Annotated in this window: 25 protein-coding genes and 1 other RNA gene; 14 read left to right on the top strand and 12 right to left on the bottom strand. The window is 49.8% G+C overall.

The features are described 5' to 3' along the window. Positions 1–95: 95 nt before the first annotated feature. From ACXX82_RS06360 to ACXX82_RS06305, 12 genes are all read left to right on the top strand, one after another. On the top strand, positions 96–608 hold the full coding sequence (locus tag ACXX82_RS06360) for a formate dehydrogenase subunit gamma (protein WP_323506042.1): 513 nt from the start codon (positions 96–98) through the stop codon (positions 606–608). After that, positions 605–2,182, top strand: a complete 1,578-nt coding sequence (locus ACXX82_RS06355) for a formate dehydrogenase beta subunit (protein ID WP_322232873.1) — start codon at positions 605–607, stop codon at positions 2,180–2,182. Before ACXX82_RS06360 ends, ACXX82_RS06355 begins: the two co-directional genes overlap by 4 nt. A gap of 199 nt (positions 2,183–2,381) precedes the next feature. Next, a complete protein-coding gene (gene fdhF / locus ACXX82_RS06350) occupies positions 2,382–5,240 on the top strand; it encodes a formate dehydrogenase subunit alpha (RefSeq protein ID WP_322232871.1) in 2,859 nt (952 codons plus the stop codon). A gap of 36 nt (positions 5,241–5,276) precedes the next feature. Beyond that, positions 5,277–6,128 carry a formate dehydrogenase accessory sulfurtransferase FdhD gene (gene fdhD / locus ACXX82_RS06345; RefSeq protein WP_323505945.1) on the top strand — a complete coding sequence of 284 codons (852 nt, stop codon included), beginning with the start codon at positions 5,277–5,279 and terminating at the stop codon, positions 6,126–6,128. 562 nt (positions 6,129–6,690) lie between these two features. Next, on the top strand, positions 6,691–6,915 hold the full coding sequence (locus tag ACXX82_RS06340) for a formate dehydrogenase subunit delta (protein ID WP_322232867.1): 225 nt from the start codon (positions 6,691–6,693) through the stop codon (positions 6,913–6,915). 225 nt (positions 6,916–7,140) lie between these two features. Next, positions 7,141–7,659 carry an FUSC family protein gene (locus ACXX82_RS06335; RefSeq protein WP_322232865.1) on the top strand — a complete coding sequence of 173 codons (519 nt, stop codon included), beginning with the start codon at positions 7,141–7,143 and terminating at the stop codon, positions 7,657–7,659. A gap of 109 nt (positions 7,660–7,768) precedes the next feature. Beyond that, complete coding sequence (locus tag ACXX82_RS06330) at positions 7,769–8,008, top strand: DUF904 domain-containing protein (RefSeq protein WP_322232863.1); 240 nt, start codon at positions 7,769–7,771, stop codon at positions 8,006–8,008. Next, a complete protein-coding gene (locus ACXX82_RS06325) occupies positions 8,005–8,316 on the top strand; it encodes a cell division protein ZapA (protein ID WP_322232861.1) in 312 nt (103 codons plus the stop codon). Before ACXX82_RS06330 ends, ACXX82_RS06325 begins: the two co-directional genes overlap by 4 nt. 46 nt (positions 8,317–8,362) lie before the next feature. Beyond that, a non-coding RNA gene (ssrS, locus tag ACXX82_RS06320) (6S RNA) lies at positions 8,363–8,541 on the top strand. A gap of 68 nt (positions 8,542–8,609) precedes the next feature. Further along, positions 8,610–9,071: an EVE domain-containing protein gene (locus ACXX82_RS06315; RefSeq protein WP_323505946.1), complete on the top strand. Its 462-nt coding sequence runs from the start codon at positions 8,610–8,612 to the stop codon at positions 9,069–9,071. A 330-nt stretch (positions 9,072–9,401) separates the two neighbouring features. Next, a complete protein-coding gene (locus ACXX82_RS06310) occupies positions 9,402–10,184 on the top strand; it encodes a class II aldolase/adducin family protein (protein WP_458562622.1) in 783 nt (260 codons plus the stop codon). 73 nt (positions 10,185–10,257) lie between these two features. After that, positions 10,258–11,295 (top strand): Bug family tripartite tricarboxylate transporter substrate binding protein, encoded by a 1,038-nt coding sequence (locus ACXX82_RS06305; protein ID WP_458562621.1) that lies wholly within the window; start codon positions 10,258–10,260, stop codon positions 11,293–11,295. A 244-nt stretch (positions 11,296–11,539) separates the two neighbouring features. Here the strand turns inward: ACXX82_RS06305 and lgt are convergent, their stop codons facing one another. The 3 genes from lgt to ACXX82_RS06290 form a co-directional block, all read right to left on the bottom strand. Further along, the gene (gene lgt, locus ACXX82_RS06300) at positions 11,540–12,352 is read right to left on the bottom strand and encodes a prolipoprotein diacylglyceryl transferase (RefSeq protein ID WP_322232853.1); all 813 of its coding nucleotides are present in this window, start codon (positions 12,350–12,352) and stop codon (positions 11,540–11,542) included. After that, a complete protein-coding gene (locus tag ACXX82_RS06295; protein WP_322232851.1) occupies positions 12,353–13,249 on the bottom strand; it encodes a LysR family transcriptional regulator in 897 nt (298 codons plus the stop codon). It abuts the gene before it with no gap. Positions 13,250–13,365: 116 nt separating this feature from the next. Then, complete coding sequence (locus tag ACXX82_RS06290) at positions 13,366–13,605, bottom strand: TIGR04438 family Trp-rich protein (protein ID WP_322232849.1); 240 nt, start codon at positions 13,603–13,605, stop codon at positions 13,366–13,368. 389 nt (positions 13,606–13,994) lie between these two features. On the opposite strand from ACXX82_RS06290, the gene ACXX82_RS06285 reads away from it, so the two are divergent. Both ACXX82_RS06285 and ACXX82_RS06280 read left to right on the top strand, forming a co-directional pair. Continuing rightward, entirely contained in the window at positions 13,995–14,153 is a 159-nt protein-coding gene (locus ACXX82_RS06285; protein WP_322232847.1) for a DUF5993 family protein, read from the top strand. A gap of 14 nt (positions 14,154–14,167) precedes the next feature. Then, entirely contained in the window at positions 14,168–14,755 is a 588-nt protein-coding gene (locus tag ACXX82_RS06280; RefSeq protein ID WP_322232845.1) for a disulfide bond formation protein B, read from the top strand. A 165-nt stretch (positions 14,756–14,920) separates the two neighbouring features. Here the strand turns inward: ACXX82_RS06280 and ACXX82_RS06275 are convergent, their stop codons facing one another. The 9 genes from ACXX82_RS06275 to ACXX82_RS06235 form a co-directional block, all read right to left on the bottom strand. Continuing rightward, the gene (locus tag ACXX82_RS06275) at positions 14,921–15,649 is read right to left on the bottom strand and encodes an amino acid ABC transporter ATP-binding protein (protein ID WP_322232843.1); all 729 of its coding nucleotides are present in this window, start codon (positions 15,647–15,649) and stop codon (positions 14,921–14,923) included. Further along, a complete protein-coding gene (locus tag ACXX82_RS06270; protein WP_322232841.1) occupies positions 15,630–16,286 on the bottom strand; it encodes an amino acid ABC transporter permease in 657 nt (218 codons plus the stop codon). Before ACXX82_RS06270 ends, ACXX82_RS06275 begins: the two co-directional genes overlap by 20 nt. Next, positions 16,283–16,963 carry an amino acid ABC transporter permease gene (locus ACXX82_RS06265; RefSeq protein WP_322232839.1) on the bottom strand — a complete coding sequence of 227 codons (681 nt, stop codon included), beginning with the start codon at positions 16,961–16,963 and terminating at the stop codon, positions 16,283–16,285. Before ACXX82_RS06265 ends, ACXX82_RS06270 begins: the two co-directional genes overlap by 4 nt. A 118-nt stretch (positions 16,964–17,081) precedes the next feature. Further along, positions 17,082–17,873 (bottom strand): transporter substrate-binding domain-containing protein, encoded by a 792-nt coding sequence (locus ACXX82_RS06260; protein ID WP_323505950.1) that lies wholly within the window; start codon positions 17,871–17,873, stop codon positions 17,082–17,084. Beyond that, positions 17,870–18,616, bottom strand: a complete 747-nt coding sequence (locus ACXX82_RS06255; RefSeq protein WP_323505951.1) for a GntR family transcriptional regulator — start codon at positions 18,614–18,616, stop codon at positions 17,870–17,872. The genes ACXX82_RS06260 and ACXX82_RS06255 overlap by 4 nt, the downstream gene beginning before the upstream one ends. A 332-nt stretch (positions 18,617–18,948) precedes the next feature. Beyond that, a complete protein-coding gene (locus tag ACXX82_RS06250; RefSeq protein WP_323505952.1) occupies positions 18,949–19,365 on the bottom strand; it encodes a VOC family protein in 417 nt (138 codons plus the stop codon). Positions 19,366–19,470: 105 nt separating this feature from the next. Beyond that, the gene (locus tag ACXX82_RS06245) at positions 19,471–20,496 is read right to left on the bottom strand and encodes a threonine ammonia-lyase (RefSeq protein WP_323505953.1); all 1,026 of its coding nucleotides are present in this window, start codon (positions 20,494–20,496) and stop codon (positions 19,471–19,473) included. 83 nt (positions 20,497–20,579) lie between these two features. Then, a complete protein-coding gene (locus ACXX82_RS06240; protein WP_458562620.1) occupies positions 20,580–21,473 on the bottom strand; it encodes an amino acid ABC transporter substrate-binding protein in 894 nt (297 codons plus the stop codon). A 35-nt stretch (positions 21,474–21,508) separates the two neighbouring features. Continuing rightward, positions 21,509–22,234: an HAD hydrolase-like protein gene (locus tag ACXX82_RS06235; RefSeq protein ID WP_322232829.1), complete on the bottom strand. Its 726-nt coding sequence runs from the start codon at positions 22,232–22,234 to the stop codon at positions 21,509–21,511. Positions 22,235–22,316 lie beyond the last annotated feature (82 nt).

Here is a 22,316-nt window from a genome sequence, read left to right as displayed (position 1 = left end):
AGATCATTGCCGCCCGGCGCGCCATTCGACGTATTGGTAGGAGGTTTGCTGTGAGCACGCAAAGTATTACAGAAAAGACGTTTCCGTTGCATCTGATGAACCCGAAGACCGGCGCTAAAATAGATCTTAAATCTGCCATCTCGGCAGAAATCAAAGCGCAAGTCTCGGTCATTATTGGCGAATTAAAAGACAAGCCTGGCGCGATGCTACCAATTTTGCACGCCATACAAGATGCCGTCGGATACGTTCCTTCAGATGTCGTACCGATGATTGCCGATCAGCTCAATCTGTCCCGTGCGGAAGTGCACGGCGTGATCAGTTATTACCATCATTTTCGGCAACACCCAGCTGGCAAACACGTCGTGCAAATCTGTCGTGCTGAAGCCTGTCAGGCGCGTGGTTCCGAGCTACTTGAAGCGCACGCAAAATCAGCATTAGGCTGTGATTATCACGGTACGACTAGTGACAAACAATTTACGTTGGAGCCGGTATATTGCCTGGGCCAATGTGCATCAGGGCCGAATATCATGATCGGAGATGACTTGTATGCGCGCGTGACGACCGACAAGTTCAATCGATTAGTGCAAGCTAAAAGGAGTGCTTTATGATCACAGCGATTACAGTTTACGTCCCGCGTGACTCAACCGCGATTGCGCTTGGTGCCAATCAAATTGCAGACGCCATCGTCGCCAAGGCAGCGCAGCGCGGGATTGCTATTAAATTGATTCGCAATGGTTCACGCGGCATGTTCTGGCTAGAACCGCTGGTAGAAGTGGCCACCGCTGCGGGTCGCATTGGTTATGGTCCTGTCGAACTGGAAGATGTGGAGGCGTTGTTTGACGCCGATTTCTTAAACGGCGGTAGTCATAAACTAGCACTCGGCCTGGTTGATCAGATTCCATATTTGAAAAAGCAGGAACGGCTCACGTTTGCCCGTGTCGGCATCACCGATCCGGTCTCGCTAGATGATTACCTGGCGCATGAAGGATATGTCGGTTTACGTAAAGCGCTGGCGATGTCGCCCGAAGCAGTGGTGCAAGAGGTTTTCGATTCTGGTTTGCGTGGACGGGGCGGCGCCGCTTTTCCTACCGGTATTAAATGGAAGACAGTCGCCAACGCGCAGGCTGGACAAAAGTATATTGTCTGCAACGCTGATGAGGGTGATTCGGGCACGTTTTCGGACCGCATGGTGATGGAAGACGATCCGTTTGTGCTGATTGAAGGCATGACGATTGCCGCGCTGGCCGTCGGTGCGACGCAGGGATACATCTACGTGCGCTCGGAATATCCGCATGCTATTGCCGCTTTAAATGAGGCGATTGCGGTTGCCGGTGCACGCCACTATCTCGGCAAAAATATATGCGATTCTGGCAAAACTTTTTATCTGGAAGTCCGCAAGGGTGCTGGGTCGTACGTTTGTGGTGAAGAAACCGCTTTGCTGGAAAGTCTGGAAGGCAAACGCGGCATCGTGCGCGCTAAGCCACCGCTGCCAGCACTGGAAGGTTTGTTCGGCAAACCGACCGTGATCAATAACGTGATTTCGTTGGCATCGGTACCGATTATTCTGGCCCGCGGTGGTGCATTTTATAAGAACTACGGCATTGGTCGATCATATGGAACGTTGCCGATGCAATTGGCCGGAAATATCAAGTTCGGTGGATTGGTGGAGAAGGCGTTCGGCGTCACCTTGCGTGAATTATTGTTTGACTTCGGTGGCGGCACCGCCAGCGGACGCGCCATTCGCGCAGTGCAAGTCGGTGGCCCGTTGGGGCCTTATTTGCCGGAATCGTTATTCGATACCAAGATCGATTATGAAAGCTTTAGCGCGGTTGGCGGTACAGTCGGGCATGGCGGAATCGTGGTGTTTGATGACACTGTCGACATGGCAAAACAGGCCCGCTATGCGATGGAATTTTGTGCAGTTGAATCGTGCGGAAAATGTACGCCATGTCGTATTGGGTCGACCCGTGGCGTGGAAGTGATCGACAAGATTGTAGCTGGATCAACCGGTGGTTTTGATCAGCCGCAGCAGGTACATCTGCTGCGTGATTTATGCGACACCATGATCAATGGTTCATTGTGCGCAATGGGAAATATGACGCCGTTACCAGTGTTGTCGGCGCTGAATAATTTTCCGGAAGATTTTGGTATCGCCGCAGAGCAAGAGGTTGCTGAACACTAAGTGCGCAATTTGCTGAAATGCAAACATGCGCAGTAGGATGGGCTTCGGCAAATAGTTGCCCTGTTCCTGCTTAGCAGTTTGTTATTTGGGACTGTCGGCAATCCAGGTCGGCACCGTATCAATTGTCAATTTTAACTACAGTGGCCTTATGTCACGTCACCTTCCCGGGTGTAAAAGGGATCAGTAAAAGGAATCAGCCATGAACCAGATGAATGAACTTGATTACGGCACGCCAGAAAAATTGTCTGCGCAATTAGTGACGCTTGAGATCGACGGCGTCACCGTCGAAGTCGCTGCCGGTACTTCAGTAATGCGAGCGGCGGTAGAAGCGGGTGTGAATGTACCAAAGCTTTGCGCGACCGATAGTTTGGAGCCGTTCGGTTCCTGTCGTTTGTGTCTGGTAGAAATCGACGGCAAGAGAGGTTACCCGGCGTCGTGTACGACACCTTGCGAACCGGGTATGAAAGTCAGGACACAAACGCCTAAGTTGGCCGATATTCGCCGTGGCGTGATGGAATTGTATATCTCCGATCATCCGCTGGATTGCCTGACTTGCCCAACCAATGGCAATTGTGAGTTGCAGGACATGGCTGGTGTGGTGGGTTTGCGGGACGTGCGTTATGGCTATGAAGGCGCGAATCATCTAAAACTCAAAAAGGATGAATCGAACCCGTACTTTACCTATGATCCGTCCAAGTGTATCGTCTGTAACCGTTGTGTACGTGCTTGCGAAGAAACGCAGGGTACCTTTGCATTGACCATCGACGGACGCGGTTTTGAGTCACGTGTGTCGGCTGGACAGCTGGACAGTTTTATGGAGTCCGAATGCGTTTCTTGCGGGGCTTGCGTGCAAGCCTGTCCGACTGCAACGTTGACCGAAAAAACCGTCATCATGATGGGGCAAGCGGAGCATAGCGCAATCACTACTTGCGCATATTGCGGCGTTGGCTGTTCGTTTAAAGCCGAGATGAAAGGCAATGAAGTAGTGCGCATGGTGCCGCATAAAGACGGCAAGGCCAATCATGGTCATTCCTGTATTAAAGGACGTTTTGCATGGGGTTATGCAACCCATAAAGATCGTATGACCAAGCCGATGATTCGTAGCAAGATTACCGATCCATGGCGCGAAGTGTCATGGGAAGAAGCGCTTGGCTACGCGGCTAGCGAATTCCGTCGGATTCAAGCCAAGCATGGCAAGGACTCTGTCGGTGGCATCACCTCATCACGTTGCACTAATGAGGAAACCTATCTCGTTCAAAAGCTGGTACGCGCCGCTTTTGGTAACAACAATGTCGATACATGCGCCCGCGTTTGCCATTCGCCGACAGGTTATGGCTTGAAGCAAACATTAGGTGAATCGGCAGGTACACAAACTTTTGATTCGGTCATGAAGTCAGATGTCATCATGATCATTGGTGCAAATCCGGCCGCAGCGCATCCGGTATTTGCTTCACAAATGAAGCGTCGTTTGCGTCAGGGTGCCAAGTTGATCGTGGTCGATCCACGTACGACAGAAATGGTTAAATCGCCGCACATTGAGGCTAACTATCATTTGAAATTACGCCCGGGTACTAACGTGGCGCTGATTACTGCGTTGGCGCACGTCATCGTATCTGAGGGCTTGGAAGATGCTGCTTTTGTCGCGGAGCGTTGCGATACCGCGTCGTATGCCGATTGGCGCGAGTTCGTCTTGCGTCCAGAGAATTCACCGGAAGCAATGGCTGAAGTAACGGGTGTTTCTGCCGAAGAATTACGCGGCGCGGCACGTTTGTTTGCGACCGGTGGCAACGGTGCGATCTATTACGGTCTGGGTGTCACGGAGCATGCGCAAGGTTCGACGATGGTGATCGGTATTGCCAACCTGGCGATGGCGACCGGCAACGTTGGTCGTGACGGTGTTGGTGTCAATCCATTGCGTGGTCAAAACAATGTGCAAGGTTCTTGCGACATGGGTTCGTTTCCGCATGAGTTGCCTGGCTATCGGCATGTGTCCGACACCACAGTGCGCACCGAATTTGAGCAAGCTTGGGGCGTACCGTTGAGCCCGGAACCAGGCCTGCGGATTCCGAATATGTTCGATGCAGCGTTGGACGGTAGCTTTTTGGGTTTGTATTGCGAAGGCGAAGACATCGTTCAATCTGATCCCGATACACAGCATGTGATTGCGGCGATGATGGCGATGGAATGTATCGTTGTGCAGGATCTGTTTTTGAACGAAACCGCCAAATACGCCCACGTATTTTTGCCGGGCTCATCCTTCCTCGAAAAAGACGGTACTTTCACTAATGCCGAGCGCCGTATCTCACGCGTGCGTAAAGTCATGCCAGCTAAGGCCGGTATGTCGGATTGGGAAGTCACGGTTGCATTGGCAAATGCATTGGGTTATCCGATGCATTACAACCATCCATCCGAGATTATGGATGAGATCGCCGCACTAACCCCGACTTTTAAGGGCGTCAGTTATGCCAAGCTTGATGAAGTCGGTAGTTTGCAGTGGCCGTGTAATGACGCTGCGCCAGAAGGCACGCCGATCATGCATATTGGGGAGTTTGTGCGAGGCAAGGGCAAATTTATCAATACCCAGTATTTCGCGACCGACGAGAAAGTAACGATGAAATTTCCGCTAATTTTAACCACCGGCCGAATTTTGTCGCAATATAATGTTGGCGCGCAGACGCGTCGTACCGAGAACGTGGAGTGGCACAGCGAAGACCGCTTGGAAATTCATCCGCACGATGCTGAAGATCGCGGCATTAAGGAAGATGACTGGGTCGGTATTGAGTCCCGCGCTGGCCAGACCGTGTTACGTGCAACGGTGACGGATAACGTGCAACCTGGTGTGGTCTATACCACGTTCCATTATCCGGAATCTGGCGCTAATGTGATTACGACTGATAATTCCGACTGGGCGACTAACTGTCCTGAGTATAAAGTGACTGCGGTGCAGGTTATGCCGGTATCGCAACCGTCAGAGTGGCAGAAGAACTTTAGTCAGGTATCAGAACTACAAATGCGCTTGTTGCAAGGGGCTTCTGCTGAACCAGCAGTCTCTAAATAAAGGCACGAGGCGATTTAAATAGGAAGTGTGATGTAAATGCGTAGTCCAGTATCAGGTACCGACGTAACAACCGTCTCAAGCTCGGAAGACTATCCGACCAGCGCGCATGTTGACATTGAAAAATGGCGCGAAGGTCGGGTGACGTCGGTACGTGATGTGGTAGCGGAAGAGGTTCCGATTGCGTTGGAATACAACGGTATTTCGCATGTGGTGATGATGGCGTCGCCAGCCGATCTGGAAGATTTTGCGTTAGGCTTTTCCTTAACGGAAGGGATTCTTGCTGATCCCGGCGAGTTGTTCGGCTGTGAAATAGTGGGCGCTGCCGATGGTATGCAGGTGCAGATGGAAATAGCCTCGCAACGATTCATGGCTCTAAAAGAGAAGCGCCGTAATTTGACCGGTCGTACCGGCTGTGGTTTGTGTGGTGCAGAAACCCTTGCGCAAGCAATCCGCAAGCCGCCGCCGGTAGCATCCGACGCGCAGTTTACGGCTGTGGCCTTACACAAAGCCATTGAGCAGATGCAACAGCAACAACAGTTACAACAAGCGACCGGCGCAACGCACGCAGCGGCATGGGTGCGAAAAAATGGCGATGTTGTGTTGGTGCGCGAGGACGTCGGACGACACAATGCGTTAGATAAACTGATCGGTGCATTAGCGGCAGATAAAGAAGATTTTTCTAGTGGCGCGGTTCTCATTACCAGCCGGGCAAGTTATGAAATGGTGCAAAAGGCCGCCACGATGGGAATTGGCTTGGTTGCGGCAATCTCCGCACCGACTGCGTTGGCGATCAGGTTGGCGCAGGAGGCTAATGTCACCTTGTTAGGTTTTATGCGCCAAAGCTCTCATGCCGTGTACGCAAACGGGCATCGTTTGTTGATCGAATAAAGACCGCGTTGTGGGGTGATGTAAAAAAAAATCGATGGTAATGTAATGCGCAGTGCTAGTTAATTAATCCGAATTAGGACCGGTTGATATATAAAATTTATAGATGAAGTCAGTGCAAACTAAATCACATTCACTATAAAGGCTGTTGCTGTTGCTGTTGATCTACACCGTCATTGGCGCTGCCAAGTGTTTAGTCATCAGGCGGGAATTGTTGGAAGACGTGTTTGAGCGTAGCGAGTTGGTCTTTCAACCCGACTGATGGCTAAAACGCTTGGGACCCGACCAACGGGAGGGCAGCGCCTCTGCGGTCGCCTTTTCTTTGGTTACTTTCTTTTGGCTGAGCAAAAGAAAGTAACTGGCTGTCGGGCCGCCCCCGACCAGTATCCACGGAGCGATAACTTTTCCAGTTGTCGATGAATCGAATCATCGCAATAACACCCAATAAGCAACTTTTAAAACAACACTCAAATATCAACACGCCCCAAGTGATTCAGATTAAGTGTTTAACGCATCTGGTCAGCAGGATGCTACAGACCAGATAACAGCGAAATGAAAGAAAATAATGAACGTACACCATCTCATCAAAATGGCAAATCAGATTGGTTCTTTTTTTGAAACCATGCCAAACCGTCCTCAGGCAATGACTGATTTCGCCATGCACATCAAGCGCTCGTGGGAGCCGCGCATGCGTTCTGCCTTGCTGAAATATGCGGACGAGCAAGAAGAAAATGAATTGACCGATATGGTGCGCCAAAGCATACGGGAACACGCCGATGCGATGCGATAGATTATCTTGCAAAATGATTATCAAAACGCCATAAGCGAGTCAGCGGACGCGTCACTTACATGGACCATCACCTTAGAATATCAAAGTGCTGGTCTTTTGCTATTTGTCAGTTGAAATACGATTGAATACGTGTAGATAACGCCGTTGCGGTCATCGCAGGATTGTGCGTGCCTTCAGCCGGTTGGAGTGCTAGTCTATGCCCTCCGCCTATATTGTATGCATTCAATGGAATTACAATTCATCAGCCCGCGCAAGAATGCTCTTCTATATCTGATCAAGATACTGACCGGCTCGTTGATCTCCTGGTATGGATTGCGTGCAGCGGGTATCGCAGAGCCGTATTGGGCAATGATTTCTCTGATTGTTGTGACTGAGCCGGATATAACGCTGGCCAAAACCAATTTCAAGGCGCGCGTGATCAATACCATCAATGGCGCGGTTGTCGCGTGCCTGACGTTGGTGATACTAGGTCCGAGTTTTTTTTCCATGCTGATAGCATTGGCGATATCCGTATTAGTAGCAATGTTTTTACATAACTATCCAGCCAATTGGCGCTTGGGTCCCGCAACCGTAGTCATTTTAATGTCTGCTGCTGTCGAGGGGACCGGCTTGAATGAGGAGTTGCATCTTGCCTTATTACGGGTGGGCGAGGTGTTAGCCGGCAGCAGTGTGGCTTTATTGCAAACTCTAGCATATGGCTTTGTCATTAAGCATGTGTCAAATGAAGATAAGGAGTTGCTGTAGAGCAGATTGATCGCGCATTCAGGGCGACTTCAGATAGACTGCTAGGCTGCGGCAAATTCCTTGATCGAATCTATTGACGTAGATTGATCGGCAACACTATAGTGACGACATGATTTCAGAATTCCACCAACTATCCGAAAAAGTCCGGCTACTAGCCGAATTAACGCAGACATTGCGACACGAAAATGCGGACCTCCGCAAAAACGCCGCCACTTTAGTCAGCGAAAACGCTGACCTTGTAAAGCGTATTAATGAGGCGCATCGGCGGGTTGCCGCATTGCTCGACAAAATTCCGGCGCTGCCACAAGATGAACCGCTGGTTCAGCCTCACGTTCAGGAGAACGCATGACACAGTTAAGCGTCCAAATCATGGGCCAACCTTACACGTTATCCTGCAAAGAAGGCGAAGAGGCGACATTGCAGCAAGCCGTTACTTATCTCGACAGCAAGATGATCGCTATTCGTGATGCAGGAAAAATTCGCGGCAATGACCGCATCGCGGTGATCGCAGCGCTTGGTCTGGCGGCAGAATTGTTATCGGCAAAAGCGCCTGATGGGCCTTTGTCGGATCTTACTATGGCGGAAGTAAAGAAAGAAATTGCTGTCATGCATACGGTGCTTGACGACGCTTTGGGATCACAGGAAGTACTGTTTTAATTTTTTACCAAAGTGTTTGACATGAAGGACGTTTGGAGTAAACTTAGGGCTCCTGCCGTGTTCGCCATTGTCATAATTCCTTGAACCATTTTTACGCAGCGGTTACGGAATATCGTTCGATGGGAGTGATCGTCGCTAGTTCGATGAACCCGAAATTGAACTAACTGTAGCCAACTTGAACCTTCTTGGTTCAGGATGCCGGCAAAGCGGCACAGCGGGAATCAATTCGAAAGCAGTTGCATGCAGATGCAGCTGCTTTTTTATTTTACTTGGCCTTATCCGGTGAACCCACTATGCAATATTGGCTCATGAAATCGGAACCGGCAGATGCTAGCATCGACGATGTGTTGGCTTTGCCGCATCAGACCATCCCTTGGTATGGCGTGAGGAATTATCAGGCGCGTAATTATATGCGCGATGTCATGAAAGTAGGTGACGGCGTACTGTTTTATCATTCCAGTTGCGCAGAGCCTGGCATCGCCGGAATTGCTGAGGTGGCGAGCATCTCGTATCCTGATGACACACAGTTCGATCCCGACAGTAAGTATTTTGACCCGAAAGCCACGCGTGAAAATCCCCGCTGGATGCTGGTAGATGTGCGCGCAATAAAGAAGACGCCGCTATTTAATCTTGCATCCTTACGGGCTGCACCATTGCTGTCTGAAATGCAAATATTGCGTCGCGGAAATCGCCTGTCGATTACGCCCGTTTCCGCTGCCGAATGGCGCTATCTGATCAAACAGATTGCCTCTTAGCGTTATTGACTATTTTTTGGTTTGGCTTTCTGCATTCCGTTGGCATCTTAAAGCATCACGTTTTAATTCAGTTTCAGCATCTAATCATTTCTCTTGGGATATAAGCCGCTCCCTCGTTGTCTTGTCCCTTCTTACTTATCCTTCTATTACCACTTCAAGTTACAACAATTTTTCCGATGATTAACGATCAGAAAAAGTTGGGTGACGCCAAGCGTAAAGTTGAGAATACTAGTTGGTAATATTTTGATTTTTTTTAAATCACATTTACCGACGACTCCCGACGTGGTGCGCTTCCGTTTATGCGTCCTCTCATGCATCAAGGAACAAAAAATGTATTCTGATTTGCAAGAAGCGATAAGCATGCGCTCAGAACAAGTTGGTGAAGAAGAGTGGGAACATAGACTCAAACTTGCCGCTTTCTATCGGTTAGTCGATTGGTTCGGCTGGACTGAGCTGATCTATAACCACATCACGTTACGTGTGACAGGGCCGGAAACACATTTCCTGATTAATCCTTTTGGATTGCATTACTGTCAGGTGACCGCGTCCAATCTGGTCAAAATAGATCTCGCCGGTAACAAGGTCGAAAGTTCAAAGTACGCTATCAACGGCGCTGGTTTTGTTATTCACAGTGCGATTCATGCGGCCCGTGACGATGCCCATTGCGTGATCCACACGCATACGTTGGCTGGTTCAGCGGTAGCTGGAAAACAGGATGGTCTGCGCTACGATAATCTGGTGAGCGTGCGGCTTAAAGGACGCATCGCTTACCATGATTTCGAGGGCATCACGACTGATGAAAGCGAGCAGCCACGCCTGGTCAAGAGTTTGGGCGATAAGAATATGTTGATTTTGCGCACGCACGGACTACTTGCCATCGGCCACACTGTAGAAAAGGCTTTCATGAACTATTGGCGATTGCAGCGTGCCTGTGAGTTGCAGATGGCGATGGATGCATTGCAGGGCCCAAATCAGGCTATACCTTTGAAGGTATACGAAGAATCGCCAATGCGCGAGGCGTCAATTCGCCAGCCGCAGCCAGATGAAATGCCGATCGATATCTTTAATGCGATGCTGCATAAAGCCGGTATTCACTATCAAGCGCTGGTGTAATACCTATGACGGATTTAGCGAGTATTGCGCCAACATAAAAAGCTATTAATCATCGTATCTTAAGATCTAGACCATGACCATCATAAATAGAAAAAGATCGTTGGTATTTTCGTTGTGGTTTGCAAAACATCTTGATCTGCAACTTAACCCGCTAATTAAGCGCGCGATGGTATGCCTGATCGTCAGTACCGGCATGGCGCAATCCGGCTGGGCGCAACCTTATCCGGCTAATCCAATACGTATTGTGGCTCCCTTCGGCGTCGGTGGCGGCGGTGATACTTCTTTACGCATCCTCGGTCAGCAGCTTACGCTTGAACTAGGCCAGCCGGTTATCATCGACAACCGACCTGGAGCCAATGGGATTATCGGCGCGCAGGAAGTGCTGCGCTCGCCAGCGGATGGCTACACATTATTCTATGGAAGTACCACCACGCTCGCCGCAAATACCAGTTTGATGAAAACGCTGCCTTATGATCCGCTCAAGGATTTTGCCCCGATTACCCGCGTTGGATTGCTGCCATTTGTATTGGTCGTGACGCCCGCACTCCCGGTCCATTCGGTACGGGAATTGATTGCCTATGCAAAGGCCCATCCGGGTAAGCTGTCCTATGCTAGCGCCAACGCAACGGGACAAGTCGCAGGAAGCACGTTTGCGCAGATGGCTGGTATCGACATGTTGAATGTGCCTTACAAAACTAACGCCGCTGGCTTGACAGATGTGATGAACGGGACCATCTCGGTCATGTTCGCCGATGTGCCATCTGCGCTGGTGCAAGTCGAGGCGGGCAGGATGCGTGCGCTTGGGGTGACAACAGCACAACGGAGCGCGATCTTGCCGCAATTGCCATCAATCGCCGAGTCAGGGTTGCCCGGTTACGAAGTGGTTGCGTGGACCGCAATGTGCGTACGCGCGGGTACCAATCCGGCTATCGTGAAGCAACTCAATGCGGCCATAATTAAAGCGCTTGATAACCCGGAATTAAGGGCCAAATTTGCAAAAATCGGGATTGATGTTGCGCTGAGTAGCCCCATAGAACTCTCGACTTTTATACGAACTGAAAAAGGTAAATGGGCGACCTTAATTCACGCGGCTGGTATTCAGCCCGAATAGGGCGGTGGGATTCTTAGATCAGTCGGTCCTTCTGTGATCAATACCCAATAACCTTCTGGAAGATTGACCGCCATTAACATGGTTGGAGCAGAAGCGCTTGCTTCATGCGGTTAAGTATGTGGCTTGAAAGACCGGTTCGCCTATCGATTGTTCAAAAAAAATCCGGAACAACCTTCGTTCCGGAGTGCATAACATTCGCGTACACAAGTTCAAGCCAAGTTCAAGCGGTAATTACGTGGCTTAACTATTGAGGTGCACTAGCGAAGCGCGGCGTTCGATACGCCAGCACCAACAACACAATTCCCAGTATCACCATCGGTATCGACAGCATCTGTCCGGCCGAAATAGTGATTCCTTCAAACGTCACGTTATAGTCTGGAATGCGGAAGTATTCGGTGAAAAAGCGTGCGCAGCCGTATAACAAGCTGAACATACCGGCAACAGCCATACGCGGACGCGGTTTGCGCGAGAAAAACCACAGGATGATAAATAGCAAAATACCATCTACCAGCATTTGGTAAATAGGCGATGGATGGCGCGGCAAATTGTCTACGTTCGGCCAGATCATGGCCCACGGTAGCGATGCGTCGGCGACGCGGCCCGGTAGTTCTGCATTGATAAAATTGCCCAGACGTCCAGCGGCATAACCCAGCGGTACCATTGGCGCAATGAAATCCATGATGTCCATGAGCTTGCGCCCTTTTTTGCGGCCCCACCAGGCCATCGCCAGCATGACCCCGATGAAGCCTCCGTGAAATGACATCCCGCCATTCCAGACAGCGATAATTTGCGAAGGATTATGGAAGTAAAAGACCGGATCGTAAAAAAATACCTGACCTAAACGGCCACCAATGACGACTCCAAGCACACCGTAAAACAGCATGTCATCGAGATCTTCTTTTTTCCATCCGGCCGCTGCGATATGCGGTTGTTTAATTCTGATTCTACCGACCCAGATAAATTGTATAAAGGCCAACAAATACATCAGGCCATACCATCGGACATGAAGTGGACCCAGTGAAAAGGCAATTGGATCGGGCATTGGATGTATCAGCATTTATTGTTTCTTTCTTAATAACTCTAAAAAGGCTTGTAATACTGGTGATGTATTGTCCTTGCGCCAGGCCAGACCGGTTTCGATTTGCGACGTTGCATCCTTCAGTTCGCGGTAATCGACTCCGGGGCGCTTTAAATTGGACACTGATTGTGGCACAAGTGCACATCCCATGCCGGCTGACACCAAACCGACGATGGTTTGCATTTGGATCGCCTCTTGCCCGATATGCGGGGTTTGCCCTGCATTACGAAAGCACGCCAGTATCGTGTCGTGAAAACCGGGCGAAATTCTGCGAGGGAAAATGATGAGTGGTAAATCGCTCAACGTACTCAAACTGATTTTTCCTTTTACCCGCAAGGCTTTATGACCGGATGGCGCGGCCAGTATCAGCGGTTCGGATAATACTGGCAAATAGTCTAGCCCCCGCTTGGCCTGATCTGGCAAAGGGGGAATCAATAAACCTGCATCAATTTGACCTTGCGCCAATTGTTCCAATTGGAGATCGCTGGTGGACTCTTGCAAATCGATCTGAACATGCGGGTACGCTTCGCGGAACTCGCGTAGCAACGGCGGCAAAATGCTGTAGTCCGCGGTCGATACAAACGCCAGCGTTAATAATCCGGATTCACCGGTTGCGGCGCGCCGCACCAGATCAGGCAAAGTACTGGCCTGTTGCAAGATGCGGCGCGCCTCCGGCAACAAGGCCAGGCCAGCCGGGGTAAGTGCCACACTGCGTTTGGTTCGCGCAAAAAGAATAGCGCCGATATCGGCTTCGAGCGCTTGTATCGCTTGCGATAACGGAGGCTGCGTCATATGTAGCCGAATAGCGGCTCGTCCAAAGTGCTTTTCTTCGGCAACAGCGAGGAAGTAACGAAGTTGCCGCATCTCTACAGGCATATGATATCCAGTTTCATCTTGGTGGGATCATAGCCGCTTTGAATGCTTAAAGGCAACTTGGAATGCACGATTATGAAAAATGACAAAGGGTCGGCTTTAGATTGAGTGCAAGGAAATTAGCGTTGGCCTGGACGTTTTTTTGTTTCAAAGGTCTTTTCAATGCGCTCTTTGCGGACCTTTTCCAACTCTTCGTGGGCGCGTCGTTTATCGAGACCGAGCATACGTTCCACAAACTCAAACCAGATGAATGCAATCGCCATCAAGCCAGCTACCCACCACCAGGAGAAATTTGCGAAGGGGCCAATGGCAAAATACTTAAGAGCGACCAGTGAAACGATGACGATGATAAGCGGCATTGCAATTCCTTAGCGCGATTTGCTGGGTGGATGATGCAGGATAGGTTGATTTGTGATGGGGGTCAACGAGCATGGTATCGTTGCATCAGTTGTTGTATTTATATTAATGCAAAGTATGCGCCTGAACGTTTAGCGGGGTGATGCTGTTTATCCCGTTAACAGGACTAATTGAAGGTCTGTCAATAGGGTTAAAAATCCCTAAACATCTCGCTGATATCAGGCACTGGCATCTGACTAGGTGTACATTGTTGCCTCGCCAAAAATTAGTTTTAGCAATGCACTGCTGTTGATAAAGCTATTTGGCGGTCAGCCCGCAAATGAAAGCCCACGTTTTAAACATTTATTTGTAGAGGCTTTCAAGCGCTTAGTTCCCTTAAAGGAAATCTCACATGTTTATGTTTTTACCCTTCTTGATCGCGTTGCTTGCCGTTCTGAGCATGCTCGCCGGAAAAGAAAAAATCGGCCTTGGTTTGTGGCTAACGCTACTGATCGTCACTATCGCTTCCTTTAACCATCACGCGACAAGTTCCCTGAATCTGTCCTTTTAAAGCGAGACCTTGCGATGATCCCTGATTATTCATTACCAAAAAACGATATTCCACAATCTCTCGGTGCGAGTGAGTTACTGAATATTTTTGCACTACTTGGCATTAGTTTGTCGCTGACGATTGCCTTTTACTATCAACTAGCGTTGCATGAATTGCCTTGCCCGCTGTGCCTTCTTCAGCGTGTTGGACTGATCGCGGTCGGCATCGGATTTTTGATGAATGTCCGATTCGGGATTCGTAGCGCCCACTATGGCGTTTCTCTTATTGGCGCTCTTTTGACGTTGGCCGTTGCTACACGTCAAATGTTTTTGCACATCATTCCTGGCCGTACTAACGGTTATGGTTCAGAAGTATTTGGTGTCCATTTTTATACATTAGCGGTGCTTTCGTCTCTCGCTGCCATCTTGTTTATTGGCGCGATGTTGATGCTGAAAACGTGGGAACGTCCGCTGGAAAGCAAACAGAAAGTAAATGTTGCAGGTAAGTTCGCCATTGTCATTTTCACGTTGCTGATTGCGGCGAATTTAGTGTCCACCGTGCTGGAGTGCGGCGGCGGTGAATGCGACAGCGATCCGACTTTTTATCAGTTGCTAGGGAAGTAGAGCGATAGCATCGACTGGGCGTTGTTCATCCTTAAGTTGCCGATGATAGTCGTATAGCCTGAATTCTCAGACTAACACCGCCATCAAGTCTTGCTACGGGACTTACTGGCGGTGAAGGGAGCGACAAGGTTTAAAAAACCTGTTGTAGAAACCGGATAGAGCGTATTACGCACCCGCGCCTAAAAATTGCTGCAATTCCAACGTCTGTGGATTGGCAAAAATATCTTCCGGCGCGCCAATTTCATGGACTTTTCCATGATGCATAAAGACCACACGGTCACAGACTTCGCGTGCAAAACGCATTTCATGTGTGACCATGAGCAACGTCATCCCCTCGTTTGCCAGGCCGCGTACGACGCTGAGCACTTCATTGACCAGTTCGGGGTCAAGTGCTGAAGTAATTTCGTCGCACAACAACGCTTGCGGTTGCATCGTTAGCGCACGTGCAATGGCAACGCGCTGTTGCTGACCGCCGGATAACTGATCAGGATATGCATCAAATTTCTCCGAAAGACCGACCCGTGCCAGATTTTCTTCCGCTGACTTACGTGCTGCACTTTCCGTCGTTCCCTTAACGATCATCGGCGACAACATCACGTTGCGGCCAACTGTCAGATGGGGAAACAGGTTAAATTGCTGGAAAATCATGCCGACTTTCAAGCGCAGTGCGCGCAGCTCAATTTCCGTGTTCCCCAAGTGCGATCCGGCCACACTGATACTGCCGTCATCAATGCTTTCAAGGCCATTGATACAACGCAGCAACGTGCTCTTGCCAGAACCACTTTTACCGATAATCGCGATGACTTCACCAGGATCAACATTGAGGCTGATACCCTTCAGAACCTGATTGGTACCAAAGCTTTTTTTAACGTTATCAATCGCGATGAGTGGCATTGAATTTCCTTTCTAGAGACTGACTATATTTGGACAGCGGCCAGCACAGCGCAAAATACATTAACGCGACCAATGCATACACCGTGAACGGTTGAAACGTTGCGTTGGTAATCATGGTCCCGGCTTTTGATAATTCGACGAATCCGATGATAGAGGTGACTGCAGTGCCCTTGACGATTTGAACGCTAAAGCCAACGGTTGGGGGAATACCCATGCGTAGGGCTTGCGGCAAAATAACGTGGCGCATTTGCTGCAAGTAACTCATCGCCAGACAGGATGAGGCTTCCCATTGACCACGTGGAATGGCCTCAACGCAGCCGCGCCAGATTTCTGCCAGATAAGCGCTACTCCAACAAGTCAGCGCGATGACGGCGGCGAGCCAGGCGGGTACTTCCAGACCGAATAGTGCTAAGCCGAAAAAGACCAGAAACAATTGCATCAGCAATGGCGTGCCTTGAAATAATTCGATATACAGTTTGGTCACCCGCCGTAACCAGACTTGTTTGGAGGTCCGGAGAAATAAGATGATCAGACCAAGCAATCCGCCCATGGCAAAGGCAGCTAATGATAGTAATACGGTCCAGCGTAGCGCTAATAACAGATTACGTACGATATCCCAGAGTGAAAATGAAATCATACGGCGCTCCTGATTGCGGGCCGTCCAAATAACCAATGCCCGAGTAACCGCAGTAATTGACGCAGGCCGATAGCCAATATCAAGTAGATGGCGGTAGACAGTAAATACGCCTCAAATGAACGGAAGTTGCGGCCTTGAATGAAGTTGGCTGCATAGGCGAGTTCTTCCACCGCGATTTGGGAACATACCGCCGAGCCGAGCATGACGATCACCACCTGACTGGTTAAGGCGGGCCATATTTTTTGTAAGGCGGGCGGCAATATCACGTGGCGAAATATCTGCATTTTTGTCATTGCCAGACTTTGACCTGCTTCGATTTGACCGGGCGCAATGGCTGCGATTCCTGCACGGATAATTTCGCTACTATAGGCGCCCAAATTAATGACCATTGCAAGGGAAGCGGCTTGCATTTCGCTGATGTGCAATCCGATTCCGGGCAGTCCAAAAAAAATGAAGAATAATTGAATCAGAAATGGGGTGTTGCGAATCAGCTCGACATACGCGCTGACCAAAGGTCGCAACCAAAGTGGCCCCTGGGTGCGAGACCAGGCTGCAAAAATGCCAACAGCGATGCCTAAAATTCCACCAATCGCGATCAATTCGATCGTGACCAGCACGCCCTTGATAATGACGCTGGTGTAGTCAAACGGTGCCAGAAAATCGAAGTGATAACTCATGCGCTTTTTGCCTTTAGGCGTGTTAAGTCAATCGTCGCTCATATCGGTATTGCGCTGCCTGTTCTGAGGTGTAAAAAAGTTTCAGGCAGACGATAAATTGCGGAATACCGATGTTGCGTTACATGTTGGCAGGCAAGGGCAGACCAAGCCACTTCACACTAATGGCGTTTAGTTCCCCATCTTTTTTGGTCTCAGCCAGAATTGCATTTACTTTATCGAGCAATTTCTTTTCATCTTTGTTTAGTCCGATTGAGCAAGGCGAATTTTTGATCAGAAATTTTGTTTCCGGCTTCTTTGGTGGATTCTTGGCGATGATAGCAGCTGCAACCACGTTGCCGGTTGCGATCAATTGTACTTGGCCAGACAGGAACGCACTGATGGTTCCGTTATTATCTTCATACCGCTTGATGGTCGTGCTGGCCGGTACAATCTTAGTTAGCTCCAGATCTTCAACAGCACCGCGAGTGACGCCAACGGTTTTGCCAGCAAGATCCGCAACACTGGTCACTTTTTGATCCGCACCACCAAACACGCCGTTAAAAAATGGGGCATATGGCGCACTGAAATCAATCACTTTTTCACGTTCCGGATTTTTACCGAGGCTGGAAATAATCAGGTCAACTTTCTGGGTTTGAAGGTAGGGCACGCGATTCGCGCTGGTAACCGGGATCAGTTCAATTTTGACGCCCATCTTCTTGGCGATGAGTTTAGCCACGTCGATGTCGAGACCTTGTGGTGTGAGATCGCTGGTGACCGATCCAAATGGCGGAAAGTCCTGAGGCACGGCGACTTTGAGCACGCCACTTTTAGTTATCTGATCCAGCGCATCGGCGTGGACGGTTGTACTGATGATGGTGCTGACGAAAGTAGTCGCAGTCAACAAGGCGAGCAGAATACGCGGACATTTCATTTTGAGACTCCTTTAGCGGGGATAGGAAAAATGCTGGGCGGCTGTGGATTGATAGTGTTGGTCATCGGCGCCAATGCCTGACGCAATGGCGACAGTGTGTCAGTGCGTACAGATTGATTGAGACCCGCCTCGACATTGCATAAATGGTCGCGCATCAGTTGTTCGGCGAGTACTAGATTGTTGTCTTCGAGTGCCACCACGATGCCCGCGTGTTCCTCACACGATTGGCGGGCGTGATGTGACGATTGATAAAGCATTGCTGTTAATGTCGTGCGCGTCGTGAAGTCGCGCAAAGTATCGGCAAGCAAGGAATTGCCAAACGATTCGCATAAGCAAACGTGGAAGTCACCCAGCAAATAACTCCGTGCAGCGACATCGTCACTATCTACGGCGGCCTGTTCACGCTCAACGTGCCGACGTAAAAGACGTACTGCGTCGAGGCTGATCGGCCGTGCATGGCGTAGTAATCCCAATTCGAGCACCCGACGGGCTTCGAACGCTTCACGTGCGTCTTCGGGCGTGGGTGCAATGACGTACCAACCGCGACGTGGGCTGACGGTGACGATCCCGCGTGTCACCAATCGCGTGAGCGCCTCACGAATTTGGGTCCGGCTAACATCAAATAACTCGGCAAGTTGCTGTTCTCCGAGCCGCGTACCAGGCGCGAGTTTTTGCGCCAGCATCGCATCGGTAATCCGTTGTGCGATCTGGGCGGAGGATTTGGTGGGGAGGTCAACTGTCATGCAACTTGATGAGCAAGTCGTGTGCCAGGTTGTCCGTTACTCTGATGGACCAATCTGATATACAAGATTGATGTACAAGATTCACCAAGTTGGTAAGTTTTGTGTGAATAGCATCCCTAAAAAGGGGAAAGACGCCCTATTTTGGTGTGTGATTCTGGGACACCATCTGCATGAACGTTGGCGAGGGCTGGCGCTGCGACGGTGTTTCGCCTATGAATAGGAGCATGTTAGCTGGATAGACTAAACATTGAACACGCTCAGTTTTAGTAAAAGGGCTAAAGTTGCCAAAATATTAATTCTTATCTGGGCACAATTAGAGGCTTGTCCTGGACTCATTTTTCGTAAATCTGCGCGCAGTCCGCAAATCCTTTCACTTCGATAGGATTGCCGGATGGGTCCACAAAAAACATGGTTGCCTGCTCACCGGCCTCACCAGGAAACCGAATATTCGGTGGTATCACGAATTGAACCTCTGCACTTTCAGACAGTGCGTCAGCAAGTTTATGCCAGTCATCCATTTGCAAGATGACGCCAAAATGTGGCATCGGTACCATATGCTGACCTACTTTTCCGGTATTCGTTACCTCGAACGGCTTGCCCAGATGCAGCGAAAGCTGATGGCCGAAAAAATCGATGTCGATCCATGTATCAGCACTTCGCCCTTCCTTGCATCCGAGTAAATTGCAGTAGAAATGACGAGCGATATTTAGATCGTGTACATGATATGCGAAGTGAAAAAATGATTTCATCATAATCCTTGATTTTAAAATATTTGGTTGTCATGTGACGGGTATTTTCGGCGGTAAGAACCGGCGGGCGATACTGGCACATCGCGGTTTGCGACGATATTGGATTTAACGCAGCATGCCTTCCAGCAGAGGCATATCAATATTGCCTCCCGACAGGACAAGTATCGTATTTTCGCCATTAAGAGGCAACTTTCCTGAGAGGATTGCAGCAAGCGCAACACAACCGCCAGGTTCGACCACAACATGAAGTTGCTCCAGCGCGAAACGGATCGCTATGATAACTTCTTCGTCGCTTACGACGACTGCTCCGGTCATAAAACGTCGGTTAATTTCATAAGGCAACTCGGCGGGAGTCACCGCTTGCAGGGCATCGCAAATCGATTGGCTTCTGGCAGGATTGCTTTCACGACGACCACTTGACAGTGAGCGTGCCATATCGTCGAAGCCTGCTGGTTCAACGGTGAAGATACGGGTCGATGGCGACAACTGATTGAGTACCAGGCTACTGCCTGCGGCAAGGCCGCCACCGCCAAAAGGAGTGATAAAGTTCCCTAGGTTTTCGCCAATTTCGCGCTGGAAGTCTGCGAGCGCTTCAAGGATGACCGTTCCTTGTCCGGCCAGCACGTCGGGGTGATCTCCCGGTGGAATCAGGGTCCCTCCGGTTTCTTCTACTATTTTTATGCCGATGGCCTCGCGGCTTTCATGGCGACGGTCATATAGTTTGACCTCGGCGCCGTGTTTCGACGCACCAAGGATTTTATTTTTTGGAGCGTCGAATGGCATAATGATTGTTGATTTTGTGTTGAGTTGCCGTGCCGCCCAGGCAATTGCCTGCCCGTGATTGCCCGTCGAATAGGCGATGACGCCTCGTGATATCTGCTCTGGAGACATGTTCAGCAGTGCATTGAATGCGCCACGTGCCTTGAACGAACCAGTGACCTGCAGGTTTTCTGCTTTCAGCCAGACTTGGGCATTTGCGATTTCATCGAGAAGGGAAGAACGCAGCAAAGGAGTCCGGTGTACATAGGCCTTGATACGCAGCGCAGCCCGTTCAACATCATGAAAGACAGGCACCGAAATTTCTCCGAGTAAAGAATGTTGAATACTCGAATTGGGTTGTAGAGCAAGCATGGAATGTCTCTTTGAATAGGATTTCTGTCGTTTAAATGCTGCATTCCTTCGCATGGAGTGACAGCACTGTGAAATTTTGAAATTCAATCAGGGATGGCATTTAGTTCGAAGGATGCCTTGGATAGTGGCGAGAGTGGCATGTTCAATGGGCCGAACCATTTTTCGTACATCGTTTTCCCGTCGCCGTTGCGGAATTTCTCCGAAATCGTACGATTTACAATGGCCAGCAAGGTAGAGTTGTTCTTGGCAATCATGATCCCGTAAGGCAGATAGGATAGAGGACGTCCGGTTATACGAAATTCGGCTGGATTCCTCGCTGCTTTTCGAAGTCCGTAGAGGATCGTGTTATCCGTGATGTAGGCATCGGCGCGACCGGTCTGTACCGCGAGAAATCCTTCCGCCTGATCGCGTGTGTACATCAAACGCATGTTCAGGTGTTTCTTAATGTTAATGGCTATTATGGATGCCAAACTGGTGGAGGCGCTCGGCAACGCAACCACCTTTCCTGCTAGATCTTCCAGCTCTTTGATGGGCGAAGAAGCCTTAACCAGAAGCTGGTCGGAAGCAATCGCTATAACGTAAGAGAATTCGACCTGTTTCTGACGCGCAAGTGTGTTGACGGTAGAGCCGCATTCCATGTCGATCATTCCGTTTTGAATCAGAGGAATCCGTGTTGAAAGATCCACTGATAGCATGACAACTTCGAGAGACGGGAGATTTAATTCCTTCTTCAAGGATGCGACCACGGCAGCGCACAACTCAACTGTGTAGCCGGTCTGCTTTTGATTCTCGTCCAAGTAAGAGAGTGGCACGCTGAAATCGCGAACGCCTATCTTCACTTTGTTCGTGGCCTTTATGCGTGCAACGGTTGAGTCGGCCATTTGCGCGTTGGCGTCACTACAAAAAAGACCAGCCACTATTGCAATACACGCTGCAAAGTGGACCCAGGCTTTGGATTCTGTGTTGTTACTGCTCATGGCGTTCTCCTACCTTAAAAAGAAATTGAATGCGATCAGGCAAGTGCCAAGTGTGCTTGGTGATACAGAACGAATTCCTGCATCGAGTCAAAACTGAGATCCGGCTTGGCGCCAATAGCATCTTCAGGACGCGAGCCGAGACTGCGTCCCGGACGTTTGATCCAGACGCTGGACAGCCCGAGCTGGTTCGCGGGAATGACGTCGGCACGCAAACTCTGGCCAACGTGCAGAATTCTTTCTTTTGGAATACCCATTGCGGCGAAGGTCTCGAATGCTGCCTGAAAATGCGCGTGATCCGGTTTGTATGCGTTGACGCTCTCGGCTGTAACGATAACGTCGGCCTTTATTCCCAATTTACGTTCGGAGAATTGGATTGATGAATTGTCAATATTACTAAGTAGACCGATCTTAAAGTGCTTCTGCAGATGAGCCAATGAATCCCGCGTATCGGTGAATGTCGGCCATAACATCACGGAGTTGGCGCACACCTCGCGCTCTTGGACGTTCTCCGGAATATCGTATTTACGGCAGAACTGGCCGTACGCAGCGCGGAGCACGTCCGGATAAAGCAAGGCGGGACGCTGTTTCTGCAGCGCTGCCCGTGCCTTGTCGAATTCCATCAATAATTGCTCGTTCGGGAGCGTGACGCCGTATTGGTCTGCCGTGCTGTGAAACATTGAGATGATCGTGGGTTCCCAGTCGATCAAAGTACCGTAGACATCAAACGTCAGGGCGTCGAATTGGGTTAGGTCTAGCTTCATGTGGTCCTCTTGAATAATCGATAATCGATAATTTATAATTGGGAATATTAGTATCGATAATCGATTATGTCAAATAAATTTG

It is taken from the genome of Glaciimonas sp. GNP009, assembly GCF_054343755.1.
Note: the sequence above shows the minus strand (reverse complement) of the source record. Positions and strands in the feature narration are given on the sequence as shown.